Below are 14,998 nucleotides of genomic sequence, written 5' to 3' on the forward strand. Positions count from 1 at the left end.
GTGCCGGTCACGCGGGCCGGCGCGGGCACGCGGCTTGCTGAGGGAGGAATGGATTTTCCCCGGAGACAGCCATGCACATTGCGTACTCGTATTACCTGCACGTTCCGCCCAAACCAGATCCGATACCGCCGGGTTCGCCTCCCGGGGACCTGCCGGTGGATCCGGATACCGACGAGCCGGACGTCGACCTGCCGCCCTTGTCGCCGCCGGGCAAGGAAATCACGCCGCCCAGCCCCTGACGCGGGCAACGGGATTCCACAGACCCCAACAAGAACCGAGGAGTCGCCATGTCGACCATCCTGCTGATTATCCTGATCCTTTTGCTGGTCGGCGCCGTGCCGGCCTGGCCCCATAGCCGTGGCTGGGGCTATTACCCCAGCGGCATACTGGGCATATTGCTGATCGTCCTGATCGTGATGCTGCTGACCGGACGGCTGTAGCGGGGCCGGTCCACATTAGCGCGAGCCGTGTCGGGCGGCTCGCGCACCGGTTCCGTCGCCGGGCGGCCGCCTGGCGGACGGCGGCTGGCGCGCGTCACGGCCCAGGCGTAACATCGCCGGGTTTTTATGCAGCCCCCGCGATGCGCGGCATTCCCGACATGACCATCCCCTTGCTTGTCCTGATTGAAAGCGTGCAGGACTATCTGCCCGAAATCGAAGCGCGCGGCTTTCGCGCTATTTTTGCGCCTACCGACGCGTCGCGCGCCCAGGCGATCCGCGACCATGGCCATGAGATCCGCATCGTGCTCACGCGCGGCGCCACCGGCTTGCGCGCGGCGGAAATGGCGGCGATGCCGAAACTGGAGATCGCCTGCTCCCTGGGCGTGGGCCATGAAAACATCGATCTGGCCGCGGCGGCCGCGCGCGGCATCGTGGTGACCAACGGTCCGGGCGCCAACGCAGTGTCGGTGGCGGACCATGCCATGGCGCTGCTGCTGGGCGCGGCGCGGCGCTTGCCGCAGGCCGATGCTTCGGTGCGTCAAGGCCATTGGAGCGGCTTCATGGGGCCGCAGGTCTCGGGCAAGCGCCTGGGCATCCTGGGGCTGGGCACCATAGGCCAGGAAATCGCCCGGCGCGGCGCCCTGGGCTTCGGCATGAGCGTGGGCTATTACAGCCGCAGCGTCCGCCCGGAATCCGGCTATGCCTATTTCGATAGCCCGCGCGCGCTGGCAGCGGCGTCGGACTTCCTGGTGGTGGCGACGCCGGGCGGGGCGGGCACGCGCCATCTGGTGGATGCCCAGGTGTTGGAAGCGCTAAGACCCGAAGGGTATCTGGTGAACATCGCGCGCGGCAGCGTGGTCGACACGCAGGCGCTGATCGCGGCCCTGGCCGGGCGCCGCATTGCGGGCGCGGGCCTGGACGTGGTGGACGGCGAGCCCGACGTGCCCAAGGCGCTCATCGAGCTCGACAACGTGGTGTTGACGCCGCACAGCGCGGGGCGCTCACCGGAGGCGGTGCATGCCACCGTGGCGCTGTTCCTGGACAACGCCACGGCGCACTTCGCCGGCAGGCCGGTACTGACCCCCGTGCGCGGGGGCTAGCAGCCTGACGCTAGTGGGAGAACACGATCGGCACGGTCATGCTCTTCAGGATGGACGCGGTGGCGCCGCCCAGCGCCCACTGGCGCAGCTTGCTATGGCCGTAGGCGCCCATGACGATCAGGTCCGCGCTATGGTCGGCGGCGGCATTCAGGATGGTGCTGCCCACGCCGACGCCCTTGATGTCGCGGCGCACGTGCTCGGGCGCCGGCATGCCTTGCGCGACGCAGTAGGTCGCCAGGTCCTCGAACGGCGCTTCATGCTTCGGGCTGGCGGCGCCTTCGTTCATGGTCAGCACGGTCATATGCGTAGCCAGGCGCAGGATCGGCGCGGCATCGGCCAGCGCGCGGGCGGCTTCGCGGCTGCCGTCCCAGCAGCACAGCACGCGGTCGCCGATGACCGGGAATTCGCCGCTGGACGGAATCGCCAACACCGGGCGGCCGGCCGTCAATAGCGTCTGCTCGACGAATTCGATTTCGTGCGCGGCTTCGACGTCTTCGCGGTTTTCCTGGCTGACCACGATCAGGTCGGTGGTGCGGCCGAGCAGCGCCACGGTCTCGCTGGGCGAGGAGGTGCCAGCGCGCATGAAGGCGGGAACGTCCGCCTCGGCGGCAGCCTCCAGAAAGGCAGCTTCCACCGCATCGCGGTTTTGCGCGTGCAGTTCCTTGATGATGCCCAGCGAACGCGACATGAGCACGGATTCGCCGTAGTAGTACTGCGGCGGGGCGGCGTTGGCGTAGATGCCGACCAGCTCGGCCTTGTGGCGCTTGGCCAGGGCCAGGGCAGCTTCAATGCGGCGTTTGCAGTCGAATCCGTGATCGAGGTGGACGGAAATGCGGCGATACATGGAGGCCTCCTTGTTTAAGCGTGCCATGTGTCTATGGTTACGCTTTTCGGCCATTTCGCCCTTGATAAGCGTCAAGCCCGCGGCAGTTCGCCGGGGCCAGCGCAAACGGGCCGGCTAGGCCGAGGGCTGTGCCCGTTCCACGCGTTCGCGCAGTTGGCGCAATTGGCGCGCTTGCTGCGCGATGCGTTCCAGTGGCCCCGCGAGTTCCGGATAGCCGGCAGCGACTGCGGCGGGCACGGCCAATTGCCGGCCCCCCGACTCCGGCGCGGGCTCCTGCGGATGCAGCGCGTGCGCCAGCACCGCGCCATACTCGGCTAGCGCCTGGGCCGCGGGTGAGGCGGCGGGCAAAGCGGCTTGTATCTCCAGCACGGTGCCCGCGGCCGTGACGCGGCGCATTGCGTTCAGCAGGTTTTCCGCCGTGCCTACGTTGCGGTCGCGATGGACCGGGTTCTGTTGCAGGCGCTGCAAGGAGGCCTGCGCATTGTCTGCCGACAGGCAGGCCACGCGGCGGCGCGCCACGATGTCGTGCCCCGCGCGGGCATCGCCGCTTTTTTCACGGACCAGGGCACGCACGTAGGCGGCATGGCGTTCCAGCGCCAGGCTGAGCGCGCCCGCCAGTTGGCGCGGCTCTTTTTCAGGCCAGACCAGAAAGCCCACCAGCAGCGCCAGGATGCCGCCCAGCACGCTGTTGAAGGCACGCAAGGCGGCGAGCATGGGTTCCTGGATTTCCGGCTGCTGGATATGGGTGACCAGCACGAACTGCGACGTCAGGAAGAACGTGAACAGCGCGTAATGGATGGTGCGTGCGGCGAACGTGCCCAGCGCGATGGGCAACACCGCCAGGGCCACGGACAGGGGGGTGCTGAGGAACAGCCCGAGCAGAGAGGCGCCAATGGCGCCCGCCACGCTGCCGGCCACGCGTTCCAGCGTGCGCTGCCAGGTGGTGGCAAAGTAGGGCTGCAGAATGAAGACCAGCGTCAGCGACATCCAGTAGCCGTGGTTGACGGCAAAGGATTTGGACAGGGCCACCGCGATGGTGGCGCCCACGCCTACGCGCAGTGCGTGGCGCAGGGCGTCGGATTCGAAACTCAGATTCTGGCGCAATGCGCGCCAAGCGTCTTGCGTGCGGCTGGTAGCGCGGCGGTCGCGCGCTGGCGCCACGGGCGCATCGCCCTGGTCGAACAGCGACTGCGTCACGGCCTGCGCGGTGTGCAGCAAGCGGTCCAGCACCGGCACCATGGTAGCCAGTTCGGGCGCACGGGCCATGGCGCCGCCGCGCAGTTCGTGCAGACCGGAACCGTAGTGGTCCAGCCGATCGCGCAGGCACTGGGCCTGCTTGGCGTCGTTGAGGTCCGAGGTGCTGGCGATGGCATTGCACAGGCTGGCATAGCGATGCAGCGCGTGGGAAAGATGGGCCCCGGCGCCGCGGCCCAGCCACTGCGGCGCATTCGATTCCAGCAGGTCGGCCGCGGCCACCAGCGCGATGAAGCTGTCCTCGGCGTTGTCCAGCAGGTACAGCAACTGCTGCGCGCGGGCGCGGCGCGAGGGCCGCGCGTCCTGCACTTCGCGGATGCGCGTCCGGGCGGCTTCGAGGGCGGCGCGCTGGGCGCTGCGCTGCGGACGCGTGACGGCGCTCCAGGCCTGGGGGCTGGCCGCCGGCGTCAGTCCGGAATACATGCGGGCCAGCGCATCGGCGAAATCCGCCAGGCCGCGATAGCAATGCGCGACGGCATGGGTGGCATCCTTCCACGGCCGCCTGCGCCATACCAGCGCGGTCATCAGGATGGCCCAAGCCGCCCCGGCCAGGAAGAACAGCGTGTACGACAGGCTCTCCGACCAGGTCGGGGCGGGCAACTCGGCCGCCACCACGAAGCCGGCCGACAGCAGGGTGCCGACGATGGCCGCAGCCGGCCCCAACACGCGCAACAGGCCGCCGAAGGTGCAGCACACAAAGGTCAATGGCAGCAGCAGCCACAGGTGGGCGGCGCTGACGCTGGCCAGGAAGCAAAACAGCGCGCCGATCAGCCCCAGCGCCAGCATCGCGCCGGCGCGCTGCCGCAGCGGGCCGCCCGGGTCGCCGAAGCAGGCCCAGAACGCCGCGATGGCGCTCCAGCCCAGGCGCGGTTCGTGCGCCAGCACAGCCAGGATGACAGGGGCGGCGCTGATGGCCGCAGCTTGCAGGGCGTCCAGCCACAGGACGTTGCGCAAGGAGGCGCGGCAACGGGAAAACAGGTTCTTCACGCTAGGAGTACAGCAGCGGAGGTGGGCCCGGCAGGGCAAAGGACGCCAACCCTACCATGTCGACAAGGCATTCCGGCGAGGGGCGGCCGGGGCGCCGGAGATTGCAGCTTTGTTCATGAATCCGAGCAGCTTAATACGTATGGATACATATATGTGACTTTGCCGCCGCAGGGGCGCAGAATTGCCTGGAACAAAGTCTGGAAATGGCATACAAAAAGCGCTGTAGCTGGGAATACTCAGTCCAATGTGCCTCTTTCTGCGCCCGGACAGCGCAGGTTAACGCCCAGGGGCGCGCAAGGAGTGTCGACATGACGTCGAATCACGAGGCTTCCACAGACTCGGTGGCGAGCGACGACGAGATCGCCGCCATGATCACCGGCAAGGATGGCCTGCGCATGTTGTTGCAGCCGCAGGTGGACTTGCTGACGGGCAGGATCGTATCCGCCGAAGCGCTGGCGCGCTGGCGACATCGGCGGCTGGGCATCATCATGCCCTCCGAATTCATCCCGGCGGTCAACCGCCTCGGGCTCGACAAGATGCTGTTCGAGCGCGTCTGCCTGCGAGTGATAGACATGCTGCTGACCATGCGGCGCGCCGGCATCGCGATTCCCGTGGCCATCAATGCGCCTGCCTCCACCTTGTCGGACGAGGCCGCCGTCGACTTCCTGCTGGACCGCATCTACGCGGCGGAACTGCCGGCGTCGCTGGTGCGGGTGGAACTGACCGAAGACCAGCCCATCCGTGAACTCGACGTGCTGCGCGCGACGCTGCTGAAGCTCGAAAACGCGGGCTGTGAAGTCAGTCTGGACGATTTCGGCACCGGCCATGCGTCGTTGAAGCTGCTGTCGGCGCTGCCGCTATCGGAAGTCAAGATCGACCAGTATTTCGTCACGCGCATGCGCCGCAGCGCTGTCGCGTTCGAAGTGCTGCGCACCGCCGCCGAACTGGCCAACCGGCTGGGCCGCCGCGTGGTGGCCGAAGGCGTCGAAAACGTGGCGGATATTCCCGCCTTGCGCGCTGCCGGCTGCCGGTACGGGCAGGGCTTCGCGCTGGGCCGTCCCATGCCGCTGGACGAATTGATGGTCCGCCTGCGCACGCAGCGCGACCAGGGCGAGCCGCTGGCCGCGCCCGCCGCCTATACCTCGTCCTGGCTCGATACCTACGATGCCTCCCAGGAGGCGCAGTCCGCGCGCGGCAAACGGCACGTGGCCACGCAATAGCGCGGGCCGCCAAGCGCAATTTTTACCGGCTGGACCGGACTTTACCCTCGGGCCTTGCGTCCCCCATGCTCGCCCGGTGCGAAGGCTGGGTCACCGGGGTTTGGGCACGCGGGTTGCTGTATGGAAGGTGGCGGAGTTTTTTCCGTCTTCCAGGAGACTTGCAATGCCCAATCAGAACCAGCCCGACCAGCAAAAGCAGCAGCAGAAGCAACAGGCCCAGGAAAACCCCAAGGACCGCAATCAGCCTGGGCAGCAGCAGCCCGGCCAATCCGGCCAGCATGCCGATAAAGACCGGCAGCAACCTGGCCAGAACCCCGGGCAGCAAAGCAAGATGCCGCGCTGACTCGTAGACCGCGTGTTCCGGGCCCCATAGTCGGGCGGGTATCGCGGTAGCAAGACGGCCTTGTCCCGCTGTGGGCGGACAAGGCCGTTTATTCATGGACGGCATTTACGCGGAACTTCCTCCTCAAGGATGGAGGGACAGGCATAAGGCTACCGGCAGCTCGCGCAGCAGGTCATGCAGATGCAGCGCGCCATCCGGACCGGGCTGCACCGGGACGCCGCTCACGGCATCGCGCCAGGCCCCGTTCCTGATGGCATCAGGCAGCTGGATGACCGTGCCCGCCCAGAACCCGCGCGCTGCCGCAGGCTCGCCGCTCGCGTAGCCGGACAGCCGGCTTGCGCATAGCCGCGGGGCAACGATCAGCGCAGTCCCATCTTCATGACGCCGCAGCCAGGCAAGCAGGTGACGCGCGTTCGGCCCCGCTACCGTCAGCGCGACGCACCCTCCATGACTGGACAATGCCGGATGACGCTGGCGCGCCGCCAGCAGCCGCTGGATCAGCGCCTGCTTGACCGCGCCGCTGCGCCAATCCGATTCCCGCGTGCATATTCCGCCTTCCGCGGCCAGAGCCTGGGCCTCGGCGAGCATGGCGATTCGCCTCGGATAGTCCACGGCGCGCCGGTTGTCGGGGTCGACCAGGCTGTAGTCCCATAGCTCCGTTCCCTGGTACAAGTCCGGCACGCCGGGCAGCGTGTTGCGCAAGAGCGTCTGCGCGAGGCTGTTGATCATGCCCGCCGGAGCCAACTGCAAGGCATAGGCAGCCATTTCCGCCAACAGGCGGCGTCCTGGTCCCGAATCCCGCAGGAAGGCAAGCGCGGCGCGCGCCGCGTTTTCATATGCGGGATCCGTATCGGTCCAGCTGGTGTGGATTTTCGCTTCGCGCAGAGCCTTGAGCTGCCACTGCGCCACGCGTTCGATCCAGCCGGCCACGACCTCGGCCTTGTATTCAATCGCGTCTGCGGTCCAATCCGCCGGCCATGCGCCCACCAGCGTCTGCACGAGCATGTAGCGATCCGCCAAAGAAAGGCGGCCGCCGTCCGGCAGGGCCTGGATCCAGCGGTAAGCGGTCTTGCGCCATTGTTCCGGAATTTCCGACAGCACGGCCAGCCGGGCCCTCGTGTCTTCGCCGCGCTTGTGGTCATGCGTCGCGGTGGCCAGCATGGCATGGGGGAAGTCGTCCGCGCGGGCCTGGACCAGTCCAAGAAAGGCCTCGGGCGGCAACGCGAATCGCGCGGGCGATGCGCCAACTTCATTGCGCGACAGCAGCGGGCCGTAGCGGTAGAACAGGGTATCTTCGAGCGCCTTGGCGGCCAGCGGCGGCGTCAGTTGCTGGAACCGCCGCAAGGCTTCGGCCGCCTCGGTGTCGGCGTGCCGGGGTGGCCCATTCCGGTGTTCCGGTGTCGCATGCCTGGCAGCGTCGCCGTCGAGCCAGTGGTCCAACTGCGCCAGCAGGGCTGCGTCCGCCGAGCCGGGCAGGGCGTTCAACAGTGCCGCCGCCCGCTGACCGGCGCTATCGCAACAACGACGATCTGCGCCGCTGCGCCCGCCGTCCTCGGCGTAGGTCCGGTATACGGGGAAGGCGGTGAGCCACGCGGACAGCGCGCGGTCTATCGATACCGCGCTCCAGTCGCGGGTCTGGCGGCGTTGCCGCGCCATCCGTTCCAGGCTGCGGACCAGCGCCAACCGTTCGGCGGGAAAATGCCGCTCCAGCATACGCGTGCGAGCGGCCTCCAGCTGAAGCTGCGGCGTGCGCAGGTCGCCCGTCAGCAGTTGCCAGAACGCGCGCAGCGGCGCCTCGGCGTCGGGGTCGTGCAACAACGCGCTGACCTGGTCCATGAAGTCATAGCCGGTGGTGCCGTGCAGCGGCCAGCGCGGATCGGGCGATTCGTCCGGCGCCAGGATCTTCTCCACCACCAGATAGGCTTGCGCTTGCGCGCAGGAAGGCGGACGGCTGGCGCCCGCTGCGCCCAGGCGCTGGTTCAGGCGGCGCAGGTAGGCGCCCGGCGCGGCCAGACCATCGATGTGGTCGATGCGCAGCCCGTCCAGCACGCCCTGCGCATACAGACGCAGCGCCAGCGCATGCACGGCATCGAATACGGCTTCGTCTTCGATCCGCACGCCCACGAGTTCGCTGATCTCGAAGAAGCGCCGCCAGTTGATCTGGTCGGCGGCGCTGCGCCACCAGGCCAGCCGGTAATGCTGACATTCCAGCAAGCGGTGCAGGCGTTCGCGGCCAGCTGCGCGAGCGGGATCATATCGGCGCAGCAGGGTTTGCGGCTCCAGCCTGCGTGGAATCGACTCCGGCGCCACCGGATAGCGCAGGCCCGCCACCTCCAGTTCGATCCGTCCGCTGTCGGCGTCGTGCCGCAGCCGCATGACGCCTTGGGCCAACGCCACGCCATAGGGCTCGGGCAGGATGGGCAGCAGGACCTTGCCGCGTAGCGCCGGGTCCGGGCCATCCCAACTGATGTCGAAGCAGCGCGCGTGCGCGCTTGCGGCGCCATGCTCGAGCACATCGCGCCACCAGGCATTGTCGGGATGGGCCGCCATGTGATTGGGGACGATGTCCGCGATGAGGCCCAATCCGCGCCGACGCGCGGCCTGGGCGAGGTCCCGGAGCGCGGGCTCGCCGCCCAACTCCGGATTGACCATGGCGTGGTCGACCACGTCATAGCCGTGGGTGGAGCCGGCGCGGGCGCGGGTGATCGGCGACAGGTAGAGATGGCTCACGCCAAGGTCGGCGTAATAGTCGACGCAGGCGCGGGCGTCGGCCAAGGTGTAGCCGGCATGCAGTTGCAGCCGGGCGGTGGCGCGCGGCAGGCTCATGGCCGGCCCCGCCCGCAGCGCATGGCTTGCAGCCGCGACTGCACCGCGGCGTCGGCAAGACAAGCCTGGCTGCCCGCCGGCAGGCGCTGACGCCAATTGGGGTGCTCGTCGATGGTGCCGGGCAGGTTTGGCTGTTCCAACTCGCCCGCCAGATCCTCCATGGGAACCAGCAGCAGCGGGCAGGAGCTGGAAGATACGAAGCGCAGCATGTCCGCCAATGGCGCCTGCGCGGGTTCGGCGGGACAGCCCATGGCCTGCGCCAGCAAGCTGCGGTCCATCCGCCGGCAGCGCCGCAGCGACGTTTCGTCATCCTCCGCGCCCAGCAAGTTCAGTTTGGCGCGCACATCGATGTCGCGCTCGGCCCACCAGCCGCGCAAGGTAGGCAGATCGTGGGTGCTGGTCATGGCCACGGCCTCGGCGGGCCAGGCTTCGGGGGCTAGAAAGGGCTCCGGCGCGTCCGGCATGGTTTGCTCAGCTGCAACGTCCGCCTCCCGCCGCATGAACCACAACACATTCATGCCCAGAATGCCGTGATCCGCCAGTTCGCGGTTGAAGCCGTCCGGCACCGTGCCCAGGTTCTCGCCGATGGCCAGGGCCCGATGCCGCCAAGCCTCGAGCGCCGTCAGCGCCAGCAGTTCGCGCAGCGGATAGCGCAGGTAGGCGCCGGCGCCAGCGGCAAGGTCTTCGGGCACCAGCCACAGCCGTGCCATGCCCAGGATGTGGTCGATGCGCAGCCCGCCGGCATGGGCCAGGGACGCGCGCAACATATCGATGAAGGCCGCAAACCCCTGGACATGCATCGCGCGTGGCGAGAACGCGGTCAGGTTCCAGTTCTGCCCCCGGGGATTGTGGATGTCGGGCGGCGCGCCGATGGACAGTCCCGGCATCAGGTCGGTCTGCCGGCTCCAGGCGTGGCTGCCATCCGGACTGTCGCCGACGGCCAGGTCCGCGATCAAGCCCACGCGCATGCCGGCCTGGCGCGCCGCGTCTTGCGCGCCGGCCAGGCTCTCGGCCGCCAGCCATTGGGCGAACCGATGGAAGTCGACTTCTTCAGGATGCTGCTGCGCGTAGCGCTCGACCTCGGCCGAGTCCGGATCGCGCAGGCCTGCCGCCCACTGCGTCCAGGGCAGGGAGGCGGCGTTGCGCGCCACCTGGGCGGCATGCAGGGCTTCGAACACGGCATGATCGCGCAGCGCCTTGCCGCGCAGCGCGCAGTAGGCGTCGTAACGCAGGCGGCAGTCCTCCGGGCCGGTGGCGCGGAACTGCCGATGCAGTGTGCGCAGCAGGCGCTGCCGCCGCGCGCCTGCTGCCGGCCAATCGATCAGATGCGTTGCGGGCGGCGCGGCGCCGACATCCGCGGATGCGCGGCGCAGGGCTTCGACGCCCAGTACTGCCGCAGGGTCCGCATACAGCGTATTCAGGAACAGGCGGCTGGAGGGCGCATACGGGCTGCAGCGCTGCGGCTGGGCGGCGAACATGGCGTGCACCGGGCTGATGGCAAGCGCGTCGGCGCCTTCGGCGGCGGCCGCCGCGGCCAGTTCGCGCAGGGCGGCAAAGTCGCCGTAGCCGCCGTCACCGGCCACGTTATCGGGCCCATCGCGTCTCAGGCTGTAGACCTGCGCGCAAAGTCCCCAGGCGCGCGGGCGGGCGGCTGCCGTCAACAGGTCCAGGCCAGGGGCCTGCATGGGGGCAACGGCAAGCAGGGTCCGGTCCGCACCCACATACAGCGCGTGATAGCCGGGCTCGTCCGGCGCCGTCAGGCGGCCGTCTTGCGTGATGTTGCCCTCGTAGGTCGCGCCGGATTCGCACACGATGCGATAGCGGCCACGCGCGGCAGGGGGCAAGGGCGTGGCCAAGCCGCTGCGCGTCACCAGCAAGGGCGGCAGCAGGCCTACGTTTTCTGCGCCGAGACGATGGTCGCTCTCGCGGATGTCCTCTGCGCTGCACGCCGGCAGGCCCATGCCCGCCAGCAGCAGGCGCAGGGTGTCTGGCGACACGCGTTGCGGGCGCTGGCGCGCGTCGGTCCAATGCTCGGCGATCCCGGCCCGGGCGGCCAGCGCGGACAGGGCGACATCGCCAGCAGGCGCCGCGCTCATGCCGGCTCCTCAAGCAGCCATACCGTGCTGTCGCCGCACACTTCGCCCTGAACTAGCGCGTCGCGCGCGCCCGCCAGGGATTCGAAGAGCAGCGTGGCCTGAGACTCGGGGCCGGCCTGCAAGGGCTCGGGCAAGGCCAGGCGGTCGGGGCCGAAGTTTGCATAGACCGTCAGCCGCGCGCCGCCGGCCAGCTCCCAGCGCGCGAACACGCCGCGTTCGCCGATCGCGGCTGCGCCCAGGCTGGTTGCGCCGGGCAGTCGCGGCGCAATCAGGCGGGCGCGCAGATGCAGCAGCACCGCGTAGTCTCGCATCCAGGCGTGCGCGTCCGCGGCGCTGGCCCGCGGTTTGCTAGCGAGATACGTATCGGGGTCGTTCGGATCGGCCATCGCGGCTGCGGCCTGGAACTCGGGAAAGCGCGAGAACTCGCGCCGCCGGCCTTCGCGCACCGCTTGCGCCAGGGCCGGGTCGGCATGGCTGGTGAAGTAGTGGAACGGCGTGCGTGAACCGCGTTCCTCGCCCAGGAAAATCAGCGGAATCTGCGGCGCCAGCAACTGCAGGGCGACTGCGGCCCGCAGCCGGGCAGGGTTGTCCACCAGGCTGGCCAGGCGTTCGCCGCCTGCCCGGTTTCCGATCTGGTCGTGATTCTGCAGGAACAGCACGAAGGCGGTGGGCGCAAGCGCCGCGCTGGGCTCGCCGCGCGCCTGCCCGCCGCGGTACGGCGAACGCTGCCCTTGATACAGCCAACCCTCGGCCAGGCAGCGCGCCAAGGCTTGGGCCGGCTGCGCGCTGTAGTCCGAGTAGTAGCCATGGCTCTCGCCGGTCAGCAGGCAATGCAGGGCATGATGGGCGTCATCGTTCCATTGCGCATCGAAATCTCCCTGCAGCAGGCTGGCCCGGTTGTCGTCGTTTTCCAGCACCAGATGCACGTAGCGCTCGCCAGGAATGTGTTGGCGCAGGTATTGGGCGAGCTCATGCAGCCATTCATGGCCGGCAATGGCGTGCACGGCATCCAGGCGCAGTCCGTCGAAGCGATATTCCGTGAGCCAGTACAGCGCGTTGTCCTTGAAGAACTGGCTGACCGCGGGTTGGCGGAAATCGATCGCGTCGCCCCAGGGGGTGGCCACGTCCTTCCTGAAGAATGGCGCCGCGTAACGCGGCAGGTAATTGCCGTCGGGGCCGAAATGGTTGTAGACCACGTCCAGCATGACGCCCATCTCCAGGCCGTGGGCCTCGTCGATCAGGCGCCTGAGCTCGTCCGGCGTGCCGTAGGCGGTGTCGGGCGCATAAGGCAACACGCCGTCATAACCCCAGTTGCGCGGGCCGGGGAAGTCGGCGATGGGCATGAGCTCCAGCAGCGTGACGCCCAGCGCCGCCAGCTCGGGCAGGCGCGCGAGCAGGCCCGCGTAGCCGCCTTCCAGGCCGGCATGGGTCTCATACAGGACGGATTCTTCCCAGGGGCGTCCCCGCCAGGTCGCGTAGCGCCATGGATAGGAATCCGGCGCGACCACCACGCTGTCGCCATGCACGTCGCCGTGCTGCAGGCGCGAGGCGGGATCGGGCGCGACGGTGTCGGCGTCCAGGCGGTAGTGGTAACGGGCGCCTATGGGGCAGTCCACGTCCGCTTGCACGTAGCCGTCCGGATCGGGGCGCAAGGCGATGGGTGGATGGCCCTCGACCTCGAGCGCCAGGCCTGCGGGCGCAGACGGCGCCCACAGGCGAAAGCGCGTGACGCCGCTCTCCAACGGCGTGGCGCCGGATGCGTAGGCATGCGTCATGGAGGGTCTCCCGGCACATGGGTTGCCGCCAGCAGCACCAGGCTGCGCGCGGCCACCGTGATGGCGGCGTCGGCCAGGGGCGCGGCGGGCGCCTGCGTGGCGGAATCCAACTCGCGGATCCAGGCCAGCGCGGGCGGCGGCAGCTGGAACACGAGGTCCTCCGCGCCCGGGTTCAACATCAGCAGCGTCACGTCGACACTGCCGTCCTCGCGGCAGGCGGCGCGGCGCAGGGCCATGGCATTGTCTTGCTCCGATTCCCAGGCTGCCGCGCCCAGCTCCGCGCCCGTCGGATCGAACCAGGAGATTGCCTTGACGCCCGGCACGAGCTCCTGCCCGGCATCGCCGTAGCGCGCGCTCCGCGTGCTGGGATGGGCGCGGCGCAAGGCGATCAGGCGCGCCGCATAGCGGCTGAGTTCACGGCCGTCGTCCGCCTGCGCCTGCGTCCAGTCCAGCCACGAGAGGGCGTTGTCCTGGCAGTACGCGTTGTTGTTGCCTTCCTGGCTGTTGCTGAATTCGTCGCCGGCCAGCAGCATGGGCGTGCCATCGGACAGGAACACGCAGGCAAGCTGGGCCCGCTGCACGAGCTTGCGGATCTGCAGGATTGCCGCGTCGTCGGTGGCGCCTTCCGCGCCCCAGTTGTGGCTGTAGTTCTCGCCATGGCCGTCGTTGCCGCCTTCGCCGTTGGCCTCGTTGTGGCTGGCGTCGTAGCTGACGACGTCAGCCAGCGTGAAGCCGTCGTGCGAAGCCACGTAGTTGATGCTGCTCCAGGGGCGGCGATGGCGGCGGTCGAACAGGTCGCGCGACCCGCACAGGCGCGCCGCCATCTCACCGCGCATGGAGGGGTCGCCGCGCCAATAGCGCCGGGTGGCATCGCGGAACTTGTCGTTCCACTCCGCGAAGCCGGGCGGATGGTTGCCCAGCTGATAACCGTCCGGCCCGACATCCCAGGGCTCGGAAATCAGCTTCAGGCGGGCAAGCACGGGATCCTGCAGCACGGCGTCGAAAAAACCCGAGCCGGGGTCGTAGCCGGTGCCTTCGCGGCCCAGCGTGACGCCCAGGTCGAAGCGGAAGCCGTCGACGCCATAGGACTGGGCCCAATAGCGCAGCGAATCCGTGACCATCTGCAGCACGCGCGGATGCGACAGGTTGACGGTGTTGCCGCAGCCGGTGTCGTTGATGTAATAGCGTTCATCGCCCGGCACCAGCCGGTAGTAGCTGGCATTGTCCAGGCCGCGCCAGGACAGCGTGGGCCCCAGTTCGCTGCCTTCGCAGGTGTGGTTGTAGACCACGTCCAGGATGACTTCGATGCCGGCGGCGTGCAGCCTGCGTATGGCCTGGCGCAATTCGTTCGGATTGTGCTGAAGATAGAACGGTTCCGGCGCAAAGTACGACAGCGTGCTGTAGCCCCAGTAGTTGCGCAGACCGCGTTCGGTCAGGAAGCGGTCCTGCAGGAACGCCTGCACCGGCAACAGTTCCACGGCCGTGACGCCCAGCCGCTGCAGATGCTCGATGAAGCGCGGGTCGGCCAGGGCGGAGCAGGTGCCCCGCAAGGGCTGGCGCAGGTCTTCGCGCAGCATGGAGGCGCCGCGCACGTGGACCTCGTAGATGACGGAATCATTCCACGCCGTGGCTGGCGGCCGGCTGTTGCCCCAGGTGAATGGCATTTCCTCGGCCACGATGCCCTTGGGCATGGCGGGCGCGCTGTCGCGCCGGTCGATGCTGAGGTCGGCGCGCGCATGGTTCATGCGGTAGCCGAACAGCGCGTCGCTCCAGTGCAGCGGACCGGTCAGTTGCTTGGCATACGGATCGAGCAGCAGCTTGTGGGGATTGAAGCGGTGTCCATTGCGCGGATCATGCGGGCCGTGGGCGCGGTAGCCGTATACCAAGCCCGGATGCGCGTCCGGCAGGTAGCCGTGCCAGATCTCGTCGGTGCATTCCGGCAGGTCGAAGCGGCGCAGTTCCTTGCGGCCCTTGGCATCGAACAGGCACAGCTCGATGCGCGTGGCATTGGCCGAGAACACCGCGAAGTTCACGCCCAGGCCATCGCTTACCGCACCAAGGGGATGAGGCTGTCCGCTGGCGAGCCGCGTGAATTGGGTAGGGTCCATATCCG

11 protein-coding genes are annotated in these 14,998 nt (G+C 68.6%); 5 read left to right on the forward strand and 6 right to left on the reverse strand.

Translation table 11 applies throughout. From position 1 onward, the window contains the following. The first annotated feature begins 71 nt into the window (after positions 1-71). The 3 genes from AC6LKD_RS19830 to AC6LKD_RS19840 all read left to right on the forward strand — a co-directional run bounded on the left by AC6LKD_RS19830 (position 72) and on the right by AC6LKD_RS19840 (position 1,540). Positions 72-239, forward strand: a complete 168-nt coding sequence (locus tag AC6LKD_RS19830; protein WP_013393888.1) for a hypothetical protein — start codon at positions 72-74, stop codon at positions 237-239. A gap of 48 nt (positions 240-287) precedes the next feature. Then, positions 288-440 carry a DUF3309 family protein gene (locus AC6LKD_RS19835; RefSeq protein ID WP_013393887.1) on the forward strand — a complete coding sequence of 51 codons (153 nt, stop codon included), beginning with the start codon at positions 288-290 and terminating at the stop codon, positions 438-440. A 158-nt stretch (positions 441-598) separates the two neighbouring features. Then, complete coding sequence (locus AC6LKD_RS19840; RefSeq protein WP_498117211.1) at positions 599-1,540, forward strand: 2-hydroxyacid dehydrogenase; 942 nt, start codon at positions 599-601, stop codon at positions 1,538-1,540. A 10-nt stretch (positions 1,541-1,550) separates the two neighbouring features. Here the strand turns inward: AC6LKD_RS19840 and AC6LKD_RS19845 are convergent, their stop codons facing one another. Further along, positions 1,551-2,384 (reverse strand): universal stress protein, encoded by an 834-nt coding sequence (locus AC6LKD_RS19845; protein ID WP_013393885.1) that lies wholly within the window; start codon positions 2,382-2,384, stop codon positions 1,551-1,553. A gap of 114 nt (positions 2,385-2,498) precedes the next feature. Then, the gene (locus AC6LKD_RS19850) at positions 2,499-4,625 is read right to left on the reverse strand and encodes an FUSC family protein (RefSeq protein WP_498117213.1); all 2,127 of its coding nucleotides are present in this window, start codon (positions 4,623-4,625) and stop codon (positions 2,499-2,501) included. Positions 4,626-4,933: 308 nt separating this feature from the next. Between AC6LKD_RS19850 and AC6LKD_RS19855 the strand changes: the two genes are divergently transcribed. Both AC6LKD_RS19855 and AC6LKD_RS19860 read left to right on the forward strand, forming a co-directional pair. Next, complete coding sequence (locus tag AC6LKD_RS19855; RefSeq protein ID WP_013393883.1) at positions 4,934-5,845, forward strand: EAL domain-containing protein; 912 nt, start codon at positions 4,934-4,936, stop codon at positions 5,843-5,845. A gap of 163 nt (positions 5,846-6,008) precedes the next feature. Next, on the forward strand, positions 6,009-6,188 hold the full coding sequence (locus tag AC6LKD_RS19860) for a hypothetical protein (RefSeq protein WP_013393882.1): 180 nt from the start codon (positions 6,009-6,011) through the stop codon (positions 6,186-6,188). Positions 6,189-6,311: 123 nt separating this feature from the next. Here the strand turns inward: AC6LKD_RS19860 and treY are convergent, their stop codons facing one another. The 4 genes from treY to glgX are packed head-to-tail and all read right to left on the reverse strand — an operon-like array spanning position 6,312 to position 14,993. Continuing rightward, positions 6,312-9,014 carry a malto-oligosyltrehalose synthase gene (gene treY, locus AC6LKD_RS19865; RefSeq protein ID WP_498117215.1) on the reverse strand — a complete coding sequence of 901 codons (2,703 nt, stop codon included), beginning with the start codon at positions 9,012-9,014 and terminating at the stop codon, positions 6,312-6,314. After that, a complete protein-coding gene (malQ, locus tag AC6LKD_RS19870; protein WP_498117217.1) occupies positions 9,011-11,110 on the reverse strand; it encodes a 4-alpha-glucanotransferase in 2,100 nt (699 codons plus the stop codon). Before malQ ends, treY begins: the two co-directional genes overlap by 4 nt. Then, positions 11,107-12,885, reverse strand: a complete 1,779-nt coding sequence (treZ, locus tag AC6LKD_RS19875) for a malto-oligosyltrehalose trehalohydrolase (RefSeq protein ID WP_498117219.1) — start codon at positions 12,883-12,885, stop codon at positions 11,107-11,109. Before treZ ends, malQ begins: the two co-directional genes overlap by 4 nt. Next, entirely contained in the window at positions 12,882-14,993 is a 2,112-nt protein-coding gene (gene glgX, locus AC6LKD_RS19880) for a glycogen debranching protein GlgX (protein WP_498117221.1), read from the reverse strand. Before glgX ends, treZ begins: the two co-directional genes overlap by 4 nt. Positions 14,994-14,998 lie beyond the last annotated feature (5 nt).

It is taken from the genome of Achromobacter sp. D7-1, assembly GCF_059760445.1.